Source organism: Streptomyces sp. NPDC046261 (genome assembly GCF_040646235.1).
Taxonomy (GTDB): Bacteria; Actinomycetota; Actinomycetes; order Streptomycetales; family Streptomycetaceae; genus Streptomyces.
In genome coordinates this window covers 244,820-266,781 of record NZ_JBEYZU010000007.1, presented here as the reverse complement: position 1 = coordinate 266,781, position 21,962 = coordinate 244,820, and the positions used below count along the sequence as shown (strand labels likewise).

Sequence of the window (21,962 nt, the reverse complement as noted above, 5' to 3'; positions counted from 1 at the left end):
CGGCGCACGACATGTCAAGCAAGCTTAGGTAAGCCTAAGTTGATGATTGTGCCGGTGGCAATGGCTCCACTCGCGGACCGCCGCGCGGGGCCGATGCCTCGGCCCCGCGCGGCGGGTGTCCCTCACTGACGCACGAGCTCCGCCGCCTCCGCCCCGGTCCCGGCCGCGGGCCGGTGCGGCTGCCGGGCCGCGGGCTGGGCGGGACGGCGGACGAGTGCCAGCGCCACCAGGCCGCCGAGCACACCCAGGGTTCCGGAGACGAGGAACGTCTGCTGGAGGCCGGCCGCGAACGCCTCGTGCACCAGCCGTCCGACCAGGGCCCGGTCCGGGGAGGCCGCGTGCGCGATCACGGCGCCGGCCTGGCCGCCCGCCAGGGCGTCGGCCGTCGCGGCCGGATCGGGCACGGAACCCGCGCCGTGGTCCCGCAGCGAGCCGGCCATCCCGGCGTGGAAGACGACCCCCAGGACCGCGATGCCCAGGGCGTTCCCGAGCTGGCGCGCGGTGTTGACGGCGCCACTGGCCATCCCGCCGCGCTCCGGTCCGACGGACGCCATCGCCGCCGACGCCAGCACGGGCATCGCGAGCCCCACGCCGATGCCCGTCACCGCCAGACCCGCGACCAGCACGGTCCAGGTGGACTCGGCCTCGATCATGGCCTGGAGAAACGCGCCCGCACCGATCAGCAGCATGCCCAGCCCGATGGCCCACCGGGGCGAGACACCGTGCAGGAAACGGCCCGACAGGGAGGCGACGAGGAACGCGGCCGCGCTCATGGGCAGACAGGTCAGGCCGGCCGCCACCGGCCCCATGCCCCGTACGGACTGGAGCCACAGCGAGGTGTAGGCCAGATAGGAGAACGCGGCGACGGACAGCAGCACCGCGGCGATCATGAGCCCGGAGAACGAACCCCGGCGGAACAGCGCGAGGTCCAGCAGCGGTTGCTCCCGCCGGGCCTCGATCACGAGGAAGGCGAGCAGCGCCACCGCGGCGAGCCCGAAGAGGCCCAGGGTGGTGCCGGACGTCCAGCCGTTGTCGTTGCCCTTGATCAGGGCGTAGGTCGCGACGCCCGCCGCGAGGGTGAAGGTCGCCATGCCGGGCAGATCCACCGACCGGGTACCGCGGGCGGGGGTGGCGACGATGAACCGCAGCGTCATCGCGACGGCCAGCACGCTGATGGGGAGGTTGACGAAGAAGATCCAGCGCCAGTCCAGGTGCTCGGTGAGGAGACCGCCCATGATCGGACCGGCCGCCGAGGCGGCACCGCTGACCGCTCCCCAGGCGCCGAACGCCACCCCGCGGTCCCTGCCCTGATAGATGCTGCTGATCAGCGCCGTGGTCGTCGCGAGCATCGCCGCCCCGCCGATCCCCTGCACGCCGCGGAAGGCGATGAGCGCCAGCGGCCCCGTCGCCAGCCCGCAGGCCAGGGAGGCGGCGGCGAACAGCGCCAGACCCGCCACGTACACCTGGCGGTGGCCGATCCGGTCGGCCAGGGCGCCGACGCCCAGCAGCAGCGCGGCGAGCGCCAGCGCGTAGACGTCCATCACCCACTGCAGGTCCGCGAACGAGGTGCGCAGGCTCCCGGCCATGTCGGGCAGGGCCACGACGACGATGGTGACGTCCACCAGCAGCATGAACGTTCCCAGGCACACCGCTACGAGCGGCAGCCACTTACGCATCCGAACCTCCAGAGGTTTCGCATTGAACAGGACGAAGCTCGCATCGTCGGCCGGTTTCCCGAACCCAGGGCGCCTCTGGTGATGGAATTCCATGCATCAAGAGCATGGAATGATGGAAAGCATGGATGACCAGGGATTCGACCACCTCGACCGGCAGCTCGTCCAGGCGCTGATGATCGACGGCCGGGCCGCCTTCAGCCGCCTGGCCACCGTCCTCGAGACCACGGACCAGACGGTGATCCGCCGCTACCGTCGGCTCCGGGGCGCGGGCCTGCTCAGGGTGCTCGGCCTGCCGGTGGGCGACCGCGTGGGCCTCTACGAGTCCCGGCTGCGGATCCAGTGCGTACCGGGCGCGGCCCCGGTCATCGCCGACGCGCTGGCCCGCCGCCCCGACACCGGCTGGGTCAAGATCTTCTCCGGTGGCACCGAGGTCGGCTGCCTGGTCAGCTCGCGCACCTGGGAGGACCACGAGGCGCTCCTGCTCCGCAAGCTGCCGCGCACCCAGCAGGTCACGGGCGTCTCGGCGCAGAGCATGCTGCACCGCTACACCGACGGCGCGAACCGCCGGCTGGGACTCGCCGAGCTGAGCGACGAGCAGATCGCGGCCCTGGAACCGCCGCCGGTGGCCGACGACGGGGAAACCGTCCGCCTCGACGACCGGGACCACGCGATGCTGGCCGTCCTCGCCCGGGACGGCAGGGCCGGCTACCCCGAACTCGCCAAGGCCACCGGCCGCTCGGAGTCCACCGTCCGGCGCCGCGTGGACCACCTGCGCAGAAGCGGCGCGCTCGCCTTCGACGTCGAGGTCCTCCCCATCCACCTGGGCTACCGGACCGAGGCCGCCCTCGCCGCGACCGTGGCCCCCAGCGACCTGGCCGAGGTCGGCCGCGCCCTCGCCGGACACCCCCAGGTCCCCTTCGTCGCGGCGACGACCGGCGCCGCCAACCTCGCCGCGTCCGTGCTCTGCCGCGACCAGCGCGCCTTGTACACCTACATGACGGAGGGCATCGGCGCACTGAAGGCCGTCCACCAGCTGGAGGTCCTCCCGGTCCTCCGCCACGTCAAGCGTGCGGGCCTGCTCAGCGACGGAAGCCGGCTCTTCGACGCCCCGCGGTGAGAGCGGTGGCCGGCTCGCCGGGTTGTCACCGGGCGGGGCGTGCTACGCCGTGGCGTCGGCGGAGGGTTCCGGTCGTGCGGGGGCCGGCGGCCGGGGGGTGGTCGCTTCGAGTGTCTCGGGCTCCTTCAGGGTGCGCAGGAGAAGCCAGCCGAGGGCGGGCAGCGCGATCAGCGGTGCGAGGGCGGTCTGCAGGGACGTGGCGTCGGCGACGGTGCCGATGAGCGGGCTCGCGATGCCGCCGATGCCGACGGCCAGGCCCAGGGTGACCCCGCCGGCGGTGCCCACACGCCGGGGCAGATAGTCCTGGGCGAGGGTGATGTGCAGGGAGAAGGGCACATACAGGCCGGCCGAGGCGAGGGCGACGCAGGCGTAGAGCAGCGGACCCGGAACGAGCACCACGCCGGCCACGGCGAGGACCGTCAGCGCGGAGGACCACCGGGCGACCGGGAGGCGGCCGTAGCGGGTGGCGAGCTTGCCGCCCACCACCGTGCCCACCGCCCCGCCGAGGTAGAGCACGAACAGCGCGGCCGTACCGGCCACTTCGCCTCCGCCGGTGCGCTGGCGCACATACAGCGAGATGAACGCGCCCAGACCGACGAAGACGATGGAGCGGCATATGACGGCCCCCGACAACGTCATGAAGGACGCCCAGTCGTTGCGGCCGGCGGTCCGGCTCGCCCGAGCGCTCCCGCCCGTCGCGGCAGGGGCCTTGGCGCCCCGCAGCGCGGCCGCGCACAGCACCGCGCCGGCGAGGGCGGGGACGAACAGCAGCGGCGAGGCACGCAGGCCACCGGTGGTGATGACAGCGGAGACCATCAGGGGCGCCGCGGCGAAGCCGAGGTTGCCGCCGAGGGAGAACCAGCCCATGGCGGTATGGCTGCCATGACCGGCACTCCGCGCCAGGCGTGCGGCCTCAGGGTGATAGGCGGCCACGCCGATCCCGGACACCGCGACCGCCACCACAGTGAAGGCATAGGAGCCGCCGACACCGGCGAGAGCCACCCCGGCGCCCCCCACCAGCGTGCTCACGGGCAGCAGCCACGGCATGGCCCACTTGTCGGTGAGGGCCCCGAACAACGGCTGCACCACTGAGGACAGCAGGGAAGCGGCCAGGACGATGCCGGAGGCGGCGGCGTAGGTATAGGCGCGCTCGGAGACGAAGAACGGCACCAGGGCCGCCACCGCGCCCTGGTAGACGTCCACGCAGGCATGTCCCACAGACAGCAGCGCGACGGGCCGGGTACGTAAGGTCTGTTTGATCGGCACCGCCCCATCCTCGCCACCGCCCCATCTGACGCGCTTTCGATAAAATGCCAATCCATGCCGGACATCCGCCACACCCCTCAAGCGCCCACCAGCACCCGGGCGCTGGCCCCCGGGGAGAGCATCGACGCGCACCGTCACGACGACCACCAGATCATCTACGCGGGCTCCGGCGTCCTCGCCGTCACCACCGACGCCGGCACCTGGGTCGCCCCCGGCACCCGGGCCATCTGGGTACCCGCCGGATGCGTCCACGCCCACCGCGCACACGGCCACCTCGCCCTGCACCTGCTCGGCCTGCCCCCCGACACCAACCCCCTGGGCCTCGACGCCCCCACCGTCCTCGCCGTCAGCCCCCTGCTGCGCGAACTGCTCCTCGCCTACACCGCCGGCCCCCATCACGACACCCCCGAGCGGCTGCGCCTGCGCGAGGTCCTCCTCGACCAACTGCGCGCCTCACCCCAGCAACCCGTGCACCTGCCCGCCCCCACCGACCCCCGCCTCACCGCCGTCTGCGACCGCCTGCACCACAACCCCGCGGACCCGCGCCCCCTGGCCGCCCTCGCCACAGCGGCAGGGGCCGGTGAACGCACCCTCAGCCGCCTCTTCCGCCGCGAACTGGGCATGACCTTCCCCCAGTGGCGCACCCAGCTGCGCCTCTATCACGCCCTGCGCCTGCTCGCCGACGACGTGCCGGTCACCACCGTCGCCCACCACTGCGGCTGGTCCTCCGCCAGCGCCTTCATCGACGTCTTCCGCCGCGCCTTCGGCTACACCCCCGGCACCCACAACCGCCGTCACTGACCGGACGAGGCCAGACCGCTCGGTCCTTCGCAGGTGAGCTATGTTGACCTGGAGATGCGAGAAGGAGGCACACCGGTGCCATCAGGGCAGCAGGCACGGGCGCAGGCGTCCGCGATCACGCCGGGCGGGTGGTCTCCGGGGATGGAACCCGCACCCGGGGACAAGGTCCGTGCTCTGTTCGGCGGCCACCGGCTGTCGCCCGCGCAGCGGCGCATCGCGCAGTACATCACCGACCACCTCACCGAGGCCGCGTTCCTGTCGATCACGGACCTCGCGGAGCGCGTGGGCGTGAGTCAGCCGTCGGTGACCCGTTTCGCCTCCTCTCTGGGCTTCAGCGGATACCCCGCGCTCCGTGAGGCCCTGCAGCCCCTCGCCCTGAGCGCGGTCGCCGGGTCCCCGGACACCCGGGAGGAGACCCGCCGCAACGAGCTGCAGGCCGCCGTCGACGCCGAGATCGCGAATCTGGAGAGCCTGCGCCGGGTGTTCGCCGACACCGACCGGGTGCTGGAGATCGGCCGCGAGCTCGCCCGCTCGGTTCCCCTGACGATTCTGGGTCTGCGCATCTCGGTCTCCCTGGCCGAATACTTTGCCTACGCGGCAAAACGGATCCATCCGGACGTGCGGCTGGTCTCCCGGGGCGGCAGCGTGGCCTACGACGCGCTGCTCCAGTCCCGCGAGGCGGGCGGGACGTGGGTGCTGGCCTTCGCGATGCCGAGGCACTCCAACGAGACCCTGGCGGCGATGCGGGCCGCGCGCAGCACGGGGCTGCGCGTCGCACTGATCACCGATGTGGCGATGGGGCCGCTCGTGGAGGAAGCCGATGTGGCGCTGACCGCCGGCACCGGATCGCGCCTCGTCTTCGACTCGTACGCGGCGCCGGGCGTTCTGTCCGCCGCCCTCCTGCAGGCCATGGCCGACGCCGACCCCGAGCGCACCCAGCTGAGGCTGGAGAAGTACGAGCAGGCCGCCGAGCAGCACGACTTCTTCCTCGAACGCTGACCCCAAAGGCCCCAGCCGCCCGGGCCTTCGCGGTCTTCGCGGCTTTTCACCCCCTCCCCAGGCATGAAATTTTTCATGCGCTTGCTTACTTGGCAGTAAATATATTTACTAGCCGTGGCGCCTGGGCCCGAACGGGGCTGAATCCGGCCGGTACAGCGCTCGCGACGGCGAGCCCCCGGGAGCCACGTGGACGAGCGTCCAGGGCGACACCCTCCTCAGTCAGCCCATGGCGTTCCGTTCGGGTAGTCCGCTCCCCTCGGATGCCCCCCGGCGGCCCCTGGTCTACCCCTGGGCCGGGGCCGCCGGTCAATCGTCCGGCCCGACTCAGGCCCTGGCACGTCCGTAGTGCCGGGCCAGCGCGTGGAACGCCTCCTTCGGCTCCCAGTGCCAGTCGGATGCCGGGCCCCCGGGCCCCGACCGCCCCCGCCCCTCCTGCCGGATCGTCTTGACGATGCTGTAGCTCGCCATGTCGAGGTCATGGCGTGGTTCGGAGCGGTGCGGAGCGTCCGGGCTGACGAAGTCGTAGACCATCGCCGCGTACAGGCCCATCGACTCGAACACCTCGAGCATGTCGGTGATGTACACGGCCTGCGTCCGCTCACTGCGGACGAGGTCGCCCACGATCTCGGGCTCCTCCTTGCTGTAGTCGACGGTGTGCCACCCCATGCCGCCCCGCTGCGGAGCGCCCACATACGCGCACGTGCCGAACTCGGTTATGGCCACCGGCTTGCCCCAGCGCCGGTACGCCGTCAGCTCCCGGACGTAATCGGCCCGGCGGGGGAAGTACGCGTAGTAGTTGACGCTCACGATGTCGAACAGCCCCCAGTCGACGTCGTCGTCGGCTGCCGCGCCGTAGGTCAGCTCGCCGCGGAAGACGGACCTGCCGACCATGGCCGACCGCGCGATGAAACTGCGCAGCCGCCGGGCCGTCTGCTCCGGATCGAACGCCCCTTTGAGCATGTTCTCGACCCGCTCCAGGACGTTCTCGCCCGGGACGATTCCCGGTACGTACAGCACGAATTCGCAGCCGACGCTGAGGTGGACGCGGGCACCCTGCCGCCGCAGCCGCTCGGCGTGCCGGCCGACCTCCGCCAGGTGGTCGAGGATCTCGTGCTCCGGGCGGTCCCCCAGGCGCGGCTGCAGCCAGACGTGCAGGCCGCGCTCCGCCGCTTCCGACGCGGTGGCCGACAGCCGGTCGACGCCGTCACCGAAGACCGAGACCGAGCTGGCGTGCAACTCGTCCTTGATCACCCGGATGTCCTCGCGCATTCTCGCGGCGCTCCACCCGGTCGCCGGTGTCTCTCCCGCCCCGACCTCGTAACACACCCCCCGGTACGTCAGACCACGCCCACCCCGCCCGCCCCCTGTCCCGCTCCGCGCCGCCGGCGTCCTCCCGGCCGCCGCGGCCCGGCCGGCCGTCAGTAACGCCCCGGCCGCCACCCCGACCCCGGCAGCCGCCGCTCCGGCCAGAAACCGCGCCCGGTTGATTCCCTCGCTGTGCACAACGGCTCCCCGTCCCTGTGTTCGCCACTTCGCCCCACCGTCCCGTGAGGCGGCTCCCAGTCTCGCGAGCGGCGGCATGCCGGGTCGTCAGCCGATGGTCTATGGCATCTGCGCCGCAGGTATGGGCTCTTGGCCCCGGACCGCGACTTTCGTTGTACAACTGTTCGCCGCCAACTCGCCCTGAGTCCAAAGGGCATGGACATCAGGCGTTCTCAACTGCCGAAAGCGGCGTCGAACGGCCCGGGTGGCGGATGCGAGCATGTGATCCACAAGCACAACACCGGCGCATTCCGAAAGTGATCTGTCATGCATGCTGTCCCCGCCGACCCCACAGCGATCCATCCCATGCCCGAGCAGCCGCGAGTGGTGCTGCTCAAACCACTGGTGACCTCGCCGTTGATCGAGGTGGGGGAGTACTCCTACTACGACGACCCCGACGAGCCGACCGCCTTCGAGACCCGCAATGTGCTCTACCACTACGGGCCGGAGAAGCTGATCATCGGCAAGTTCTGTGCGCTGGGCACCGGGGTGCGCTTCATCATGAACGGCGCCAACCACCGCATGGACGGCCCGTCGACGTTCCCGTTTCCCATCATGGGCGGCTCCTGGGCCGAGCACTTCGACCTGATCACCGGCCTGCCCGGACGCGGTGACACCGTGATCGGCAACGACGTCTGGTTCGGCTACCGCGCCACGGTGATGCCCGGGGTGCGCATCGGTCACGGTGCGGTCATCGCCTCCGGCTCCGTCGTCGTCGACGACGTCCCCGACTACGGCATCGTCGGCGGCAACCCCGCCCGGCTCATCCGCACCCGTTACGACGACGCCGACATCGCCCGCCTGCTGGAGATCGCGTGGTGGGACTGGCCGGCGGAACACATCACCGAGCACGTGCGCACCATCATGTCCGGCAGCGTCGACGCCCTCGAGGCTGCCGCCCCCACGAGCCGACAGCCATAGAGCGGTCATCGACCGTAAGCCGCCATTGCCCATAAGTCAGTCATTGGCCATAAGCAGCCATTGACCATAAGTGGTCATTAGTCGCAAACGGTCGTTTCTCCCGGCGGCCGCGCTCGTTGTTGTGGTGGCGAGTGGGCCACCGCGAACAGCGGTGGCCGGTAGGCGACGGGCCCGCGAACGGCCCGTGCATCCGGAGCGGGTGTTCCGGAGCGGAGAGAGGGAGAAGTGCTGTGCGCCGGATGAATGTCGTGGTTGCTGTGGCCCTTGCGGTCATCGCCTTCAGTGGAACGAGCGCGTCGGCGTCGGCCGTCCGTACCGCCCCCGCAGCCCACTCCCCGGCGGGCCTGCGCGCCGACCAGCCGCCCTTCCCCTACAAGGACTGCCTCAGCGCCGCCAAGCAGCACGGCGAGAGCCCTGCCTACGCCAAGTGGCACTGCGACGAGCTGGTGAAGAAGGGATGGGTCAAGCGGCCCCAGGCCTGACGGCGAAGGCCGGGCCCCGTTCTCTCCTTACGGGGCCCGGCCTGTGTGAAGCGGGGGACTGTGGATGGCGCGCGGAGCAGGCGCTCAGCCGGTCGTGGCGGCGGCGGTCCGCCCGCGTACGTAGCCGATCACGGCCAGCGCCAGGGCGAGGCCGCCGGTGAAGTACACCTGCACCCGGGTGTCCGTATCGAGGGTCATGAGCACCAGCGCCCCGGCCACCCCGGCCAGCGTCACCCAGGTCAGGTACGGGAAGCCCCACATCCGCACCACCAGCTGCTCGGGTGCCTCGCGCTCCAGCCTGCGGCGCAGCAGCAGTTGCGAGGCGGCGATGAAGCCCCACACCACGAGCACGACCCCGCCGACCATGTTCAGCAGCCAGGCGAAGACGGTGGTGGGATACCAGTACGACAGCAGGACGGCGAAGAAACCGAACGCGGACGAAGCGAGCACCGCGCGGCGCGGCACTCCGCCCGAGACCTTGGCCAGGAACTTGGGACCCTGACCGCGCGAGACCAGCGAGTAGGCCATGCGCGAGGAGCCGTAGATGTTGGCGTTCATCGCGGACAGCAGGGCGATCAGTACCACCACGTTCATAATCTGGCCGCCGGCGGGCACGCCCAGGCGGTCGAGCACGGCGGCGTACGGGCCGCTGTCCGTGACGGCCTTGTCGTCCCACGGGATGAGCGCGACGATCACCAGCATCGAGCCGACGTAGACGATGCCGATCCGCCACATCGTCGTCCGCACCGCCTTGGCCACCCCGCGCACCGGGTCCTCGGACTCGGCGGCCGCGATGGTCACCGTCTCCAGCCCGCCGTACGCGGCGAGCGAGGCCAGGAGGCCCACGAGCAGCCCGTCCATGCCGTTGGGCAGGAAACCGCCGTCGTGGAGGAGGTGCGCGGTGCCGGGGGAGTCGCTGCCGGGCAGGACGCCCAGGATCGCCAGCGCGCCGAGGGTCAGGAAGAGCGCGATCGCGCCGATCTTCAGAGCGGCGAACCAGAACTCGAACTCGCCGAAGTGCGAGACCGCCCCGAGATTGGTGGCGCAGAACAGCGCCATGAAGGCCAGCACCCACAGCCAGGAGGGGGTGCCCGGGAACCAGCCCTGCATGATGTGGGCCGCGCCGATCGCCTCGATCGCCACGCCCACGACCAGCAGGGTCCAGAACATCCAGCCGGCGGTGAAGCCGGCCCACGGGCCGATCGCGCGGTCGGCGTGGACGGAGAAGGAGCCGGAGGCCGGGTTGGCCGCGGACATCTCCCCGAGCATCCGCATCACGAACATCACGAGCAGGCCGGACGCGGCGTACGCGAGCACGATGGACGGGCCGGCCGCGGCGATGCCGGCGCCCGAGCCCACGAAGAGGCCCGCGCCGATGACACCGCCCAGGGCGATCATCGAAAGGTGCCGCTGCTTGAGCCCGTTCGAGAGGGGGGACCCCCCTCGCGGCGGGTCCTCGGTGAGCGGGGGAGGAGACGGGAGTGTCCGGCTCATGGTCGTACCTGTCCATCATGCGAGATTGGGAAGCCTCGAGTATGGGCATTCGGGCGACGGCGCGGCCGACTCGTCCGATATCCGGACAGTTGGTTCACGCAACGTGACCGCGGTGTGATCGCTACGCGCCGGAGACCCCGCGATCGGGGCCCCCGGGCCGCCCCGGGGTCATGGACCCGTGCTGGACCAGCAGGCTCCCCAGAGCCGTACGCCGGTGCAGGACCGCCCGGCCCGCGCGGACCGACGTGATCAGGCCCGCGCCGCGCAGGGCGGCGCAGTGGGCGGAGGCGGTGGCGTTGCTGACGCCGAGCCGCCGGGCGACGTCGCCGGTGGTGTGCTCCTCCGCGAGCAGGAGCAGCGTGGCGAGGCGGGTCCGGCCGAGCACCCCCGCCAGCGCGTCGTCCGTGCCGGCCGGCCCCGGCGGCGGGAGCGGAAGACCCGGACCGGCCGGATACGTCACGTACAGGGGGCGACCGGGCAGGTGGGCGAGGAGGGGGCGGCCGCGCCAGTGGAAGGTGGGCACGAGCACCACCCCGTGACCGCCCGGCTCGATGTCCCGCTCGCCGGGCCCCTCCCACTCCCAGACGCCCTCGTGCAGCCGGGTGCCCGGAACGACAGCGGTGAGCGCCGCGCCGACGCCGTGCTCGGCCACGGTCAGGGCGTGACGGGTGAACTCCGACCGGTGCAGATCCTGCACCAGGGGCCACACCGGGCCCAGCACCGAGTCGAAGGCCGCGTGCTGCGCGCGGCGCAGGAGGCGCCAGGCATCGGCGTCACCGCGGTGCAGATGGCGGATCCACGGCGGAGCCGGCGCCGGGTGACCGGCGTACACCCGCTCGAGTTCGGAGCGGACCAGGTCCGCGGGCGTGGAGCGGACGCTGTCCAGCCCGTCCTCGAGCGTGTCGCTGAACTCGTCGATGAAGAGCGGGGCCCGCTCGGCGGGCACCAGGTCCCGCAACGGCCCGACGGCGAGCGGCAGGGAACGCCACTGCCGGCGCCTCCAGCGGCCCGCGAGGACGTCGTCGCCGGGCAGGCACATCCTCATCAGGGCGACGTTCAGCTCCTGCAACGGGGCCGGCCGGGGTGCGAACCGGACGCGGGCGAAGTCGGTGGCCGTGAAGCGGACCCGTATCACCACACCACCTCCACCACGCCGCGCAAGCCTTTCGGTCAGGGCCTGAAGGATCGCCCGTGCTCCCGCCGCACTCCAGCATTCATGTCACGCCCCGTCATTTCCCCAGAGAAGTGACGGCAGGGGCAAGGACCGACGTCACAAAGACAGGGCGTCGCCAAGACAGGAACAGGAAGGGGAAGAGCCATGTTCCGCACACAGGCTCCCGGCCGGGACGGTGCGACGCCCGCGATGGACCGGCGAACCGTCACCAAGTCGGCCGCACTGGCCGGTGCGCTGCTGCTGGCGAGCGCCGGCGGCGGTGGCGGCATCGCGCGGGCCCAGGACCGGCGGGCGGCCGCAGGCGATGTCGTCGTGCGCCTGCCCGCGCCGACCGGACCGCACCGGACCGGGGTCACCACGCTGTACCTGGTCGACCGTTCCCGGCGCGACCCGTGGGACCGTGCCATCCCCGTCCGGGAAGTGATGGTCACCGTCTTCTACCCGGCCCGCGCCGTCGGCGGCCACCGGCTCGCACCGTGGATGACCGCGGACGCGGCGGCCTCGTACCAGGAGACGGCCCCAGCGATACACCCCGAGCTGCCGAGGACGGGCGTGCGATGGGCGGCCACCATGACCCACTCGTACGCGGACGCTCCCGCCCGGCCCGTCCGGCGGCCCGTGCTCCTGTACAGCCCGGGAGGCGGCGACCCGCGCACCCTGGGCACCGGCATCGCGGAGGAACTGGCCGGCCGGGGCTATGTCGTGGTGACCATCGACCACCCCGGGGACGCCAGTGAGGTCGACTTCCCGGACAAGGCGAACCACCGGAACAAGGTCCGCGACACCGTGCTCCGAGGAGACCCCCGCACGGATCCGGACCTCTTCCGCACCGTCATCGCCACCCGGATCGCCGACACCCGGTTCGTCCTGGACCAGCTCGCGGTACTGGCGAGCGGAGGGAACCCCGACGCCTGCGGACGGGCGTTGCCCGAGGGCCTCGGGCGCGCGCTGGACATGCGCCGGGTGGGCGTCTACGGCCACTCGGCCGGCGGTACGACCGCGGCCCAGGCACTGTACGAGGACCGCCGCATCCGCGCGGCGGTCACCATGGAGGGCTTCCTCGACCACCCGCCGCAGACGCCCGGCACGGAAGGAGAGCTGTTCCCCGTGGCCCGCTACGGCGTGGACCGGCCGCTGCTCCTGCTGGGAACCGACGGTTTCAGCGAGAAGCGGCAGCTGGAACGTTCCTGGTCCGCCATGCTCGCGCACGGCAAAGGGCACACCGGCCGGCGGCAGCTCGCCGACGCCAGGCACTGGGTGTTCACCGACCACGCCGCCACGGTCCCCCAGTTGCAGGCCGCCGGCCTGATGACCGCCGCCGGCCGGGACAAGCTGGTCGGCACGGTCGCCCCGGCGACGTCGGTGCCGTGGGTGCGGCACTGCCTGCTCTCGTTCTTCACCCGGCACCTGCCGTCGCACTGACGGACGTCCGGCCGGGCGTCATGCCCCGTCCGCGCTTGACCTCAAGTGTGGTTGAGGCAGGAGGGTGAGGACATGACCACACAGCCGGATCACACCGAGATCACCGCGCTCATCAGCCGCTTCTTCCGCGCCCTGGACCAGCGCGGGTTCGAGGGCGACTGGGCCCGCGCCTACGTCACCGACGACGTGCGCGCGGAAACCCCCATCGGGACGTCCGAGGGCCTCGACGCCGTGCGCGAGCACACCGAAGAGGCCCTCGGACGGTTCGCCCGCACCCAGCACATCACCACCGACGTCCTGGTCGACGTCGATGCCGCCTCGGGACGGGCGACGGCCTCCTGGAACGCCCTGATGACCCATGTCCACCACACCTCCACCCTCCAGGCGCTCGGCGAGGGCACCGATCCCCTCTTCACCGTGGGCGGCCTGTGGGAGGCCGACCTGCGCCGCACCCCCGACGGCTGGCGCTTCTGCCGCACGTCCGTCCAGGCGCTCTGGGCCACGGGCGAACCGCCCGTGCTCCCCGAAGCGGTCCAAGCGGTCCGGGCGCTCCAGGAGGCCCGGTAGCCGCCGGCGTCATGAGGGGGAGCGCGTCGCCCTCCTGGCCCCGACCGTCACTTCGGCGGGCGGATGGAGAGCGCGTGACGGAACTCGTCGCGGGGGTCCCACCGGGCCTTGACGCGTTGCAGGCGAGGGTAGTTGTCCTTGTAGTAGAGGGTCTGCCAGCCGGTGCCCGAGGTGTTGAGGGCGGGGTCGGCGAGGTCGGTGTCCGGGTAGTTGATGAAGGAGCCGTCGCTCACCGCGCCCGGCACGGGGACGCCGCCGCTGTCGGCGTACATGGCCCGGTAGAAGTCGCGCACCCACGACAGGCACGTGTCGGGATTCCCTTGCGGAGGCTGCCAGCTGGTCATGTAGACCGCCTTGAGGATCGAGTCGCGCTGTGCGACGGCCGTCGCGTCGGCCGGGACCGTGTTGACCTTTCCGCCGTACGAGACGAGCCACAGCGCGCCCTCGACGTCACCACCGGTCTTGCTCGACAGATGGTCGTGGACGGTGGTGATCTGCCGGTCCGCGAAGCGCTTGCGGAGATAGGCGGCCTTGCCCTTGAAGAAGACCGGGGCCGTCTCCTGCACACTGCCCGCGACCTGCAGCCACGGCTGTTCCTCCTGCCCACGGTAGGGGCGCGCGCCCACCCCACGGCCCACCGCGGCGACATAGTCGTCGATCAGCCGCTGGGCCCCCGTTCCGGTGGAGTCCAGGTTCCCCACCAGGGTGACGGTGCCCGTCTTGCGGCTGTTGAGCATCAGGACGCTGAACAGCCCGGCGTAGCGCGAGTTTGGGGCGCTGTTGCGCTCGTGCCAGGTGCCGTGATTGCGCACCAGTTCGTCGAACGAGCGCTGGTCGAGGTCCTTCCAGGACCAGGTGGCGTAGAAGGTGGTGAGCGCTTCCGGGGCCCTGGGCAGCAGCTGCGCGGGGTCCGAGCCCCTGGCCGCGGGGTCGCGGAACCAGTAGCGGGTGACGATGCCGAAGTTGCCGCCCCCGCCGCCGGTGTGCGCCCACCACAGGTCATGGTTGGGGTCCGTGGGCTCCCGGGTGGCCACCACGGCGGAGGCCTTCCCGGACTTGTCCACGACCACGACCTCGACGGCGTGGAGGTGGTCGACGGACAGGCCGTACCGGCGGGACAGGGCGCCGTATCCGCCCCCCAGGACGTGGCCGCCGATGCCGACCTCGGGGGTCGCGCCCGCCGGGATGGTCACGCCCCAGCCGAGGAATAATCTGCGGTACACCTCGCCGAGCAGGGCGCCCGGCTCGACCGCGAAAGCCCGCCGCCGGGCGTCGTAGGAGACCGAGGTCATGGGGGAGACGTCGATGACGACGCGGACCGACGGATCGTCGACGAAGTTCTCGAAGCAGTGCCCACCGCTGCGCACGGCGATGCGCTTGCCCTCCCGCACCGCCCGCTGCACCGCGTCGACGACCTGCGCGGTCGTGCTCACCACGCGTACGTAGTCGGGCTTCCCGACGAAACGGGCGTTGAACCCGCGGTGGGTGAGGGAACGGTAACGGGGGTCGTCGGGGCCGACGGTGACCGCTCCCGGCGGGGGCGGGCCGTCCGTCGGCGCCGCGGCGAGCGCGGCCGGAGCGGCGAAGCCCTGTGCGGCCGCCGTGGCGGCCGCACCGCCGATCACCGCCGCGCCCGCCAGTACGCCGCGTCGCGTCACTTCCGCCATGGCCCGCTCTCCTTGTCGCCGTAGGAAAAGATCTCTCCCCACCATGGGCGCTGTGCCGCGGCGGAACATCATCCGTGATGACCAACTGCCCCTCCACCGAACGGTGTAGGGGCACCCCTAGGGGTGGGTCACGTCCTGCTGGCCGTGCCGCACTCGCCTCGCGACCCGGGCTTGCCGCCGGCGTTCGCGTCGGCGTCCAGGTCCCGGCTGCGGTCGTAGGGGTCGACGGCCGGTCCGGACGGTGCCGGTGTGCCGGGGTGTCCGGACGAGAAGGCCGGGTGCAGGAAACCGTCGTCGACGTCACAGGCGGAATTGCCGATGTCCACGTTGTAGGACCGGACGGTCAGCTTGCCCGGCGTCACCTGGAAACGGGCGGGGTCGTACAGCTCGGTCTCGAGGACGCGGCGCACGATGGTGCGTGTCACCTCCCGGGAACCGTCCGCCTTCTTCACCAGCGGGTAGACGAAGGTGTAGTCGGCGTGGACGTGAACGGAGCCCTCCTCGCCCTTCTTGAACGTCATCCGTCCCCGGGTCTTGACGGTGTCGCCCACCAGGCGCACGTCGTTCGGGTCGAAGCGGCTGAAGAGTCGCAGCGGGTCGTGTTCCCGGTCGGGCTTGCTCAGGGAGGCGTTCACCAGCGTGGTGAGCTCCTCCTGGCGCGGTTCGATCAGGGCGATCGCCCCGGTGGGGCGCTCGCCGCGCAACGTCGCGGGCTCGAGGTTGGCGATGACGAGGAAGTCCCTGGTCAGTTTCAGGGCCGAGGTGACCTGTTCCTTCGACAGCGTGCCGACCGCCTCCGCTTCGGGCAGGACGAGGCCCTTCGCGCCGTCGGCGTATCGCTCGGCCGGTGAGCCGGCGAAGGGCCGGGCGAGGGTCGGGGTGTCCGCCGGCGCCTCACCCGGGGCCCCGTCGGGGCGGCCGGTCTCCGCGGGCAGGGGCGCCGGGCTCGTCCGCGTGGCCGCCTCGCCCTTGCCCTGGCCGCCGGGGAGCCGGGAGAGGAACGCGCCGGGGTTGAGCGCGAACAGGAGGGCCGCCACGGCGACGAGGATGCCGAGGCCACCGAGGATGCGGCGTTTGCGGTCCGCTCGCCGGGTTATCTCCTGCCGGGCGGGCCCGGTGCGCCAGCCCTCCGGCTCCTTGGGGGCAGCGTTCCTGCTGCGGCGGTTCCCGGCCCTGAGCCTGCCCAGGCCCTTGCGGCCGGCCGTGGCGGCTTGCTCGTCCTCCTGCCGCAGCCGGGCCGTGACCATGCGGGCCCGCGCCGACGGTTCCTTGGGGGCGGCCGACGCGCGGATCGCCTGCTCATGGTCCCGGGTGAAGCGCTCCCACACCTCGTCAGGTATGGAAGGTGTTCCTCCGTCATCGCTGGAGGGTCTGCCGGGCACAGGTGGTTCGACTGTCACCGCACGCTCTCTTGTCAGGGTTTCGCCAGGTCGGCGCGGCAACTCTAAACGGGCGCCGGCGGCGTTCCGCAGGCGCCCGCACCTCGCGCGGGGCGCTCGGCCGGCTCGTACCGGCGCAGCGGACGCCGCGTCACACGCCCGCGCACGCGGGGGCCTTGCGGGGGACGGGCCGGATGTGCGGCGCATCCATCCAGGGGACGGGGCGGCGAGCCACCCGTCACCGTCGTGCGGTGTCGGATAGCCATGCGCTCATGACGCACGAGGACACCCTGTACCAGGCCGCCCTGGCCCGGCGGCTTCAGCGGCGCATGGGCGACAAGGCGCTGAGCGCCGGCCCGCGCGGCCTCCACGCGGCGACGCTGCTGCTGCGCGACATCCGCGAACTCCTGGGCAATGACTTCGCCGGCTTCATGGCCTGCGCGGTCGAAGGGTTCCGTGGCTACCGCCAGGCCGGAGGGACGGCCGGCTCGCCGATCCCCTACGGCTCGTACCTCGCAGGTCCCCTCCGCTCGGCCTTCGGCGCGCGGCCCGGCGAAGCGTTCGCCTGGGCGTGCGCCATCCTCGACGCCCTTCACACCATCCTGGGCGGATGCGAGGACGAGGACATCGAGGCGTTCCTGTGCGCCGCAGCCGACGCGGGGCGGGAGCCGCAGCCGCAGCCGGTCGCGGCACCCCGGTGACGCCCGGCCGGGTGACGGCTACCCACCCCTCGGGCATTACTTGACAACTTTAAATATTGGCGCTTACATCAAAGTGGTTGCTTGAGGACATCAAGCAAACGTCGTCCGACCGACCACCGCGATCGAGGCACCATGCACCCCACCGCCCCCGAGCAGCCCGCCGACGTCGTCGCCCGGCTCCGCGCCACCTTCCGCACGGGCCGCACCCGGTCCACCGACTGGCGCACCGACCAGCTGCGCCGCCTGCGCACGATGCTCACCGAGCGCGACGGAGAGCTGGTGGCCGCGCTCCACGAGGACCTGGGCAAGAGCACCTACGAGGCATACCGCACCGAGATCGACTTCACGATCCGGGAGATCGACCACACCCTCGACCACCTCGCCGACTGGCTGCGCCCCGAGCCGGCCCCGGTCCCGCCCCACCTCGGCGGGGCCACGGCCTGGACGCAGTACGACCCGCTGGGCGTCGTCCTCGTCATCGCCCCCTGGAACTATCCCGCGCAGCTGCTGCTCGCCCCCATGGTGGGAGCGCTGGCCTCCGGCAACGCGGTCGTCGCCAAGCCGAGCGAGCTCGCCCCCGCCACCTCCGCCGCCCTCGCCCGCCTCCTGCCCACGTACCTCGACACGGACGCGGTCGCCGTCGTCGAGGGCGGCGTCCCCGAGACCACGGCCCTGCTCGCCGAGCGCTTCGACCACATCTTCTACACCGGCAACGGGACCGTGGGTCGCGTCGTCATGGCCGCGGCGGCCCGGCATCTCACGCCGGTCACCCTGGAGCTGGGCGGCAAGTCGCCGGTGTTCGTCGACCGCGACACGGACCCGGACACGGTCGCGGCGCGGCTCGCCGCCGGCAAGTTCCTCAACGCGGGCCAGACCTGTGTCGCGCCCGACTACGTCCTCACCGACCCGCACACGGCCCGCGCCCTGGAGCCCGCCCTGGTCCGGGCCGTCGAGGCGCTGTACGGATCCGCCCCCGCGGACTCCGACGCCTACGGGCGGATCGTCAACGAGCGCCACTTCGACCGGCTGACCGCCCTGCTCGGCTCCGGCCGCGTGGTGACCGGCGGCGACAGCGACCGCGCCACGAAATACATCGCCCCGACCGTCCTGGCCGACGTCGACCCCGGGGCGCCGGTCATGCGGGAGGAGATCTTCGGGCCCATCCTCCCCATCGTCACGGTCGACGGCCTGGACGAGGCCATCGCCTTCATCAACGACCGCGACAAGCCGCTGGCGCTGTACGCCTTCACCGATTCCGCCGCCACCCGGCGGCGGCTGGCCTCGGAAACCTCCTCCGGCGGCATCGGCTTCGGCCTTCCGCTGGCTCACCTCACGGTGTCCGATCTGCCGTTCGGCGGCGTCGGCGAGAGCGGCATGGGTAACTACCACGGCCGCTATTCGATCGAGACGTTCAGCCACCGCAAGGCGGTGCTCGAGGGGCCGCCGGCCTGAGGAGGGCGGGAACGGCCCAGGTCGTACGGTCACGCCGGGTGAGCGCCGTCGATGGGCCGAATGCAGGTGTTACCCCTGGTTGGCGTAATATGTCCGGCGTCGCTATTGCGTCCTCGGCCATCTCGTCGCCACCGAGCCCGGACAGCCGTCGATCTTAATCCACGGCCGGCCGGACCCGTCGCGCCACACCCGGTGTCCGCTCCCCGGGGGCCGATCTCGGCGAAGCCCATGGGGCCGGCACGCAGTGCAGACGGTTGCTTCCGCTCAGCCCGGCAGACGGCGTCGCCTGTCGGCGCGCGCCGACGGAGCAGGCCCGGCGAACCGGATGACCGAGAGGCGTGTAGAGGCGCCCCCTCGGTCTCCGGACAGAACGGAAAAGTACGTCGTGGATATGAGCGCGGCCAATCGAAAAGGCCTCAGCCTCTTCGCCCTGATAATGATCGGGCTGGGGTCGATCTTCGGCTCGGGCTGGCTCTTCGGAGCCGGTCAGGCGGCCCAGGTCGCCGGGCCCGCCGCGCTGGTCGCCTGGGTGATCGGCGCCGTCTTCATCGGCATGATCGCCATGACGTACGCGGAGGTCGGTGCCGCCTACCCGCTGCCCGGCGCCATGGCCCGGTTCGGCTCCATCTCGCACGGCCCGGTGCTGGGCTTCGTCACCGGATGGGCGGTCTGGATCGCGACCGCCTCCCTCATCCCCATCGAGGCCATCGCCGGCACCCAGTACATGTCGTCCTGGAGCTTCGGCTGGGCCCGGGGGCTGGTCTCCGACGGCAGCCTCACCGGCACCGGCATGGCGATGGCGCTGCTCCTGACCGTGGCCCTGTGGCTGGCCTGCTACTGGTCGGTCGAGCTGCTGGCCCGCGCCAACAACCTCCTGACCCTGGTCAAGTTCGCCATCCCCGTCCTCGCCGTCGGCGCGCTCATCGCCTCCGGCTTCCACACCGGCAACTTCACCGCCCACGGCGGCTTCGCCCCCAACGGCTGGTCCGCGGTGCTCACCGCCGTCTCCGCCTCCGGCGTCGTCTTCGCCTTCAACGGCTTCCAGGCCGTCGTCAACCTCGGCGGCAACGCCAAGAACCCCGGCCGCGCCATCCCGCTCGCCCTCGTCGGCGCGCTCTCCCTCGGCCTGGTCATCTACCTCGCCCTCCAGGTCGCCTTCCTCGGCGCCGTACCGCCGGAGCGGCTCGCCGAGGCCGGCGGCTGGAGCGGGATCAACTTCGCGTCCCCCTTCGCCGACCTCGCCAAGCTGCTGATGCTGCACTGGGTCGTCACCATGCTCCAGTTCGGCGCCTTCATCTCGCCGAACGGCGCCAACATCGGCAACGTCGCCTCGGCCGCGTACCTGGCCCAGAACCTCGCCGAGACCGGCTTCTTCCCCAAGAAGATCGCCGAGGTGCACCCCCGCTACGGCGTCGCCCGCCCCGCCATGTGGCTGAACCTGGGCTTCTCCGTGCTGCTGCTCCTGACCGTCGGCCACAGCTGGGAGGCCCTGGCCAGCGTCGTCTCCGCCGCGATGGTCGTCTCCTACCTCATGGGCCCCATCGCGGTCGGCGTCTTCCGGCAGACCAAGCCCGACCTGCCCCGCCCGTTCCGCCTCCCCGCGGCCACGGTGCTCTGCCCCGTCACCTTCGCCTTCGCGGCCTGCGCCCTGTACTGGTCGAAGTGGCCCAACACCGGCAAGGTCGCCCTGCTCACCCTGATCTCGGTGCCCATCGCCGCGGTGGTGCTGCGCCGCAAGGGCGAGACGAGCCTGCGCCGGCAGTTCGCACCGGCCTGGTGGATGGTGGCGTTCCTGCTGTGGCTGGCGCTGCTGTCCGCCCTCGGCAGCTCCGAGTTCGGCGGCCACGGCGTCATCCCCGGCGGCCTCGACATCACGCTGGTCGCCCTCTCGGCCCTGGGCTTCTACTTCTGGGCCGTACGCGCCGGCGTCCAGGCCCACCGCGCGGGCCTGCCGGACCCCGACCCCGTGCTCGACGCCACCGCCGGGTCCGTGCCCGGACAGCGCCACGCCGAACCCGTCGGGGCCACCGCCTCCTGACACCGGCGGCTCCCGCCACCCGCGGACCGGCCCTCGCGCCCCAGGGGTACGCGAGGGCCGGCCGGCGTGGGCCACCGCCCGGCGCCCCCGGCGGGAGGTTGGTCCAGACCTATTGACCGATCGTCAGTGCGACTCTACGGTGCGCTCGAACCCCCCACCACGGCCGCCACGTTGTGCGGCCGTGCCCAGAAGGGAGCTCGAGGATGAGCGGTCGGACGGCGCTTTTCCTGGGCGTGGCGCTGGCCATGGCCTTCGCCGTACACCTGCCGGCCGCCCCCGCGGCCGGCGCGCCGCGCGAGGAGACGTGCGCGGTCAAGCCGAAGCCCCCGGGCAAGGTGCTCCAGGGCTACTGGGAGAACTGGGACGGGGCGGCGAACGGCGTGCACCCGCCGTTCGGCTGGACCCCGGTCACCGACCCCCGCATCCGCGACCACGGCTACAACGTGCTCAACGCGGCCTTCCCGGTCATCCGCCCCGACGGCACCGTGCTGTGGGAGGACGGGATGGACGCGACGGTGAAGGTCGCCACCCCTGCCGAGATGTGCCGCGCCAAGGCGGCGGGCGCCACGATCCTGATGTCCATCGGCGGTGCCACGGCCGGCATCGACCTGAGCTCCGCCGCCGTGGCCGACCGGTTCGTCGAGACGGTGGTGCCGATCCTCAAGGCGTACAACTTCGACGGCATCGACATCGACATCGAGACCGGCCTCACCGGCAGCGGTGACATCACCAGGCTGTCGACCTCCCAGGCCAACCTCGTGCGCATCATCGACGGAGTGCTCGAGAAGATGCCCGCCGGCTTCGGCCTGACGATGGCGCCCGAGACGGCCTACGTCACCGGCGGCAGCGTCACGTACGGCTCGATCTGGGGCGCCTACCTGCCGATCGTGAAGAAGTACGCGGACAACGGCCGGCTCTGGTGGCTGAACATGCAGTACTACAACGGCAGCATGTACGGCTGCTCCGGTGACTCGTACCAGGCCGGCACGGTCAAGGGCTTCACCGCCCAGACGGACTGCCTGAACAAGGGCCTGGTCGTCCAGGGCACCACCATCCGCGTCCCCTACGACAAGCAGGTCCCGGGCCTGCCCGCGCAGCCGGGCGCGGGCGGCGGCCACATGCCCCCGAACCTGGTCTCGCAGGCATGGAACACCTACGGCGGCGCCCTCAAGGGGCTCATGACCTGGTCGCTGAACTGGGACGGGTCGAAGGGGTGGACGTTCGGGGACAACGTGAAGGCCCTGCAGGGGCGCTGACGCACGGC

General features: G+C 71.9%; 18 protein-coding genes. 11 read left to right on the top strand and 7 right to left on the bottom strand.

Annotated features, from left to right (window positions below):
• Window positions 1–122: 122 nt before the first annotated feature.
• The gene (locus ABZ956_RS16350; protein ID WP_361893114.1) at window positions 123–1,676 is read right to left on the bottom strand and encodes an MFS transporter; all 1,554 of its coding nucleotides are present in this window, start codon (window positions 1,674–1,676) and stop codon (window positions 123–125) included.
• 121 nt (window positions 1,677–1,797) lie between these two features.
• Here ABZ956_RS16350 and ABZ956_RS16345 point away from each other — a divergent pair, with 121 nt between their 5' ends.
• A complete protein-coding gene (locus tag ABZ956_RS16345) occupies window positions 1,798–2,793 on the top strand; it encodes an AsnC family transcriptional regulator (RefSeq protein WP_361893111.1) in 996 nt (331 codons plus the stop codon).
• Window positions 2,794–2,835: 42 nt separating this feature from the next.
• Here the strand turns inward: ABZ956_RS16345 and ABZ956_RS16340 are convergent, their stop codons facing one another.
• Entirely contained in the window at window positions 2,836–4,059 is a 1,224-nt protein-coding gene (locus tag ABZ956_RS16340) for an MFS transporter (RefSeq protein ID WP_361893108.1), read from the bottom strand.
• Between the two features lie 54 nt (window positions 4,060–4,113).
• Between ABZ956_RS16340 and ABZ956_RS16335 the strand changes: the two genes are divergently transcribed.
• Complete coding sequence (locus tag ABZ956_RS16335) at window positions 4,114–4,860, top strand: helix-turn-helix transcriptional regulator (RefSeq protein WP_361893106.1); 747 nt, start codon at window positions 4,114–4,116, stop codon at window positions 4,858–4,860.
• Window positions 4,861–4,935: 75 nt separating this feature from the next.
• Window positions 4,936–5,859 (top strand): MurR/RpiR family transcriptional regulator, encoded by a 924-nt coding sequence (locus tag ABZ956_RS16330; protein ID WP_361893103.1) that lies wholly within the window; start codon window positions 4,936–4,938, stop codon window positions 5,857–5,859.
• Window positions 5,860–6,183: 324 nt separating this feature from the next.
• Here ABZ956_RS16330 and ABZ956_RS16325 read toward each other — a convergent pair whose 3' ends face one another.
• Window positions 6,184–7,362, bottom strand: a complete 1,179-nt coding sequence (locus ABZ956_RS16325) for an abortive phage infection protein (RefSeq protein WP_361893100.1) — start codon at window positions 7,360–7,362, stop codon at window positions 6,184–6,186.
• 306 nt (window positions 7,363–7,668) lie between these two features.
• On the opposite strand from ABZ956_RS16325, the gene ABZ956_RS16320 reads away from it, so the two are divergent.
• Together ABZ956_RS16320 and ABZ956_RS16315 are read left to right on the top strand one after the other, a co-directional pair.
• Window positions 7,669–8,322, top strand: a complete 654-nt coding sequence (locus ABZ956_RS16320; RefSeq protein ID WP_361893097.1) for a CatB-related O-acetyltransferase — start codon at window positions 7,669–7,671, stop codon at window positions 8,320–8,322.
• A 230-nt stretch (window positions 8,323–8,552) separates the two neighbouring features.
• Window positions 8,553–8,804 (top strand): hypothetical protein, encoded by a 252-nt coding sequence (locus ABZ956_RS16315; protein WP_361893095.1) that lies wholly within the window; start codon window positions 8,553–8,555, stop codon window positions 8,802–8,804.
• An 84-nt stretch (window positions 8,805–8,888) separates the two neighbouring features.
• On the opposite strand, the gene ABZ956_RS16310 is transcribed toward ABZ956_RS16315, so the two are convergent.
• The gene (locus ABZ956_RS16310) at window positions 8,889–10,298 is read right to left on the bottom strand and encodes an amino acid permease (RefSeq protein ID WP_361893092.1); all 1,410 of its coding nucleotides are present in this window, start codon (window positions 10,296–10,298) and stop codon (window positions 8,889–8,891) included.
• Between the two features lie 121 nt (window positions 10,299–10,419).
• Entirely contained in the window at window positions 10,420–11,433 is a 1,014-nt protein-coding gene (locus ABZ956_RS16305) for a winged helix-turn-helix domain-containing protein (RefSeq protein WP_361893273.1), read from the bottom strand.
• Between the two features lie 183 nt (window positions 11,434–11,616).
• On the opposite strand from ABZ956_RS16305, the gene ABZ956_RS16300 reads away from it, so the two are divergent.
• Together ABZ956_RS16300 and ABZ956_RS16295 are read left to right on the top strand one after the other, a co-directional pair.
• Entirely contained in the window at window positions 11,617–12,894 is a 1,278-nt protein-coding gene (locus ABZ956_RS16300) for an alpha/beta hydrolase (protein WP_361893089.1), read from the top strand.
• 72 nt (window positions 12,895–12,966) lie between these two features.
• Complete coding sequence (locus ABZ956_RS16295; protein WP_361893086.1) at window positions 12,967–13,461, top strand: nuclear transport factor 2 family protein; 495 nt, start codon at window positions 12,967–12,969, stop codon at window positions 13,459–13,461.
• A 47-nt stretch (window positions 13,462–13,508) separates the two neighbouring features.
• Here the strand turns inward: ABZ956_RS16295 and ABZ956_RS16290 are convergent, their stop codons facing one another.
• Both ABZ956_RS16290 and ABZ956_RS16285 read right to left on the bottom strand, forming a co-directional pair.
• Window positions 13,509–15,128, bottom strand: a complete 1,620-nt coding sequence (locus ABZ956_RS16290; RefSeq protein WP_361893083.1) for an FAD-binding protein — start codon at window positions 15,126–15,128, stop codon at window positions 13,509–13,511.
• Window positions 15,129–15,256: 128 nt separating this feature from the next.
• Window positions 15,257–16,456, bottom strand: coding sequence for a hypothetical protein (locus ABZ956_RS16285; RefSeq protein ID WP_361893080.1), 1,200 nt, complete (start codon window positions 16,454–16,456; stop codon window positions 15,257–15,259).
• Window positions 16,457–16,779: 323 nt separating this feature from the next.
• Here ABZ956_RS16285 and ABZ956_RS16280 point away from each other — a divergent pair, with 323 nt between their 5' ends.
• The 4 genes from ABZ956_RS16280 (at window position 16,780) to ABZ956_RS16265 (ending at window position 21,954) form a co-directional block, all read left to right on the top strand.
• Window positions 16,780–17,208 carry a hypothetical protein gene (locus ABZ956_RS16280; RefSeq protein ID WP_361893078.1) on the top strand — a complete coding sequence of 143 codons (429 nt, stop codon included), beginning with the start codon at window positions 16,780–16,782 and terminating at the stop codon, window positions 17,206–17,208.
• Window positions 17,209–17,289: 81 nt separating this feature from the next.
• The gene (locus ABZ956_RS16275) at window positions 17,290–18,660 is read left to right on the top strand and encodes an aldehyde dehydrogenase family protein (protein WP_361893075.1); all 1,371 of its coding nucleotides are present in this window, start codon (window positions 17,290–17,292) and stop codon (window positions 18,658–18,660) included.
• Window positions 18,661–19,045: 385 nt separating this feature from the next.
• Complete coding sequence (locus ABZ956_RS16270; protein ID WP_361893072.1) at window positions 19,046–20,698, top strand: APC family permease; 1,653 nt, start codon at window positions 19,046–19,048, stop codon at window positions 20,696–20,698.
• A gap of 203 nt (window positions 20,699–20,901) precedes the next feature.
• A complete protein-coding gene (locus tag ABZ956_RS16265; protein WP_361893070.1) occupies window positions 20,902–21,954 on the top strand; it encodes a chitinase in 1,053 nt (350 codons plus the stop codon).
• The last annotated feature ends 8 nt before the right edge of the window (window positions 21,955–21,962 follow it).

Excerpts from the sequence above, each read along its gene's own strand:
- ABZ956_RS16350 (WP_361893114.1), bottom strand. The coding sequence starts at position 1,676 with ATGCGTAAGTGGCTGCCGCTCGTAGCGGTGTGCCTGGGAACGTTCATG.
- ABZ956_RS16345 (WP_361893111.1), top strand. The coding sequence starts at position 1,798 with ATGGATGACCAGGGATTCGACCACCTCGACCGGCAGCTCGTCCAGGCG.
- ABZ956_RS16335 (WP_361893106.1), top strand. The coding sequence starts at position 4,114 with ATGCCGGACATCCGCCACACCCCTCAAGCGCCCACCAGCACCCGGGCG.
- ABZ956_RS16320 (WP_361893097.1), top strand. The coding sequence starts at position 7,669 with ATGCATGCTGTCCCCGCCGACCCCACAGCGATCCATCCCATGCCCGAG.
- ABZ956_RS16310 (WP_361893092.1), bottom strand. The coding sequence starts at position 10,298 with ATGAGCCGGACACTCCCGTCTCCTCCCCCGCTCACCGAGGACCCGCCG.
- ABZ956_RS16300 (WP_361893089.1), top strand. The coding sequence starts at position 11,617 with ATGTTCCGCACACAGGCTCCCGGCCGGGACGGTGCGACGCCCGCGATG.
- ABZ956_RS16295 (WP_361893086.1), top strand. The coding sequence starts at position 12,967 with ATGACCACACAGCCGGATCACACCGAGATCACCGCGCTCATCAGCCGC.
- ABZ956_RS16290 (WP_361893083.1), bottom strand. The coding sequence starts at position 15,128 with ATGGCGGAAGTGACGCGACGCGGCGTACTGGCGGGCGCGGCGGTGATC.
- ABZ956_RS16280 (WP_361893078.1), top strand. The coding sequence starts at position 16,780 with ATGACGCACGAGGACACCCTGTACCAGGCCGCCCTGGCCCGGCGGCTT.
- ABZ956_RS16265 (WP_361893070.1), top strand. The coding sequence starts at position 20,902 with ATGAGCGGTCGGACGGCGCTTTTCCTGGGCGTGGCGCTGGCCATGGCC.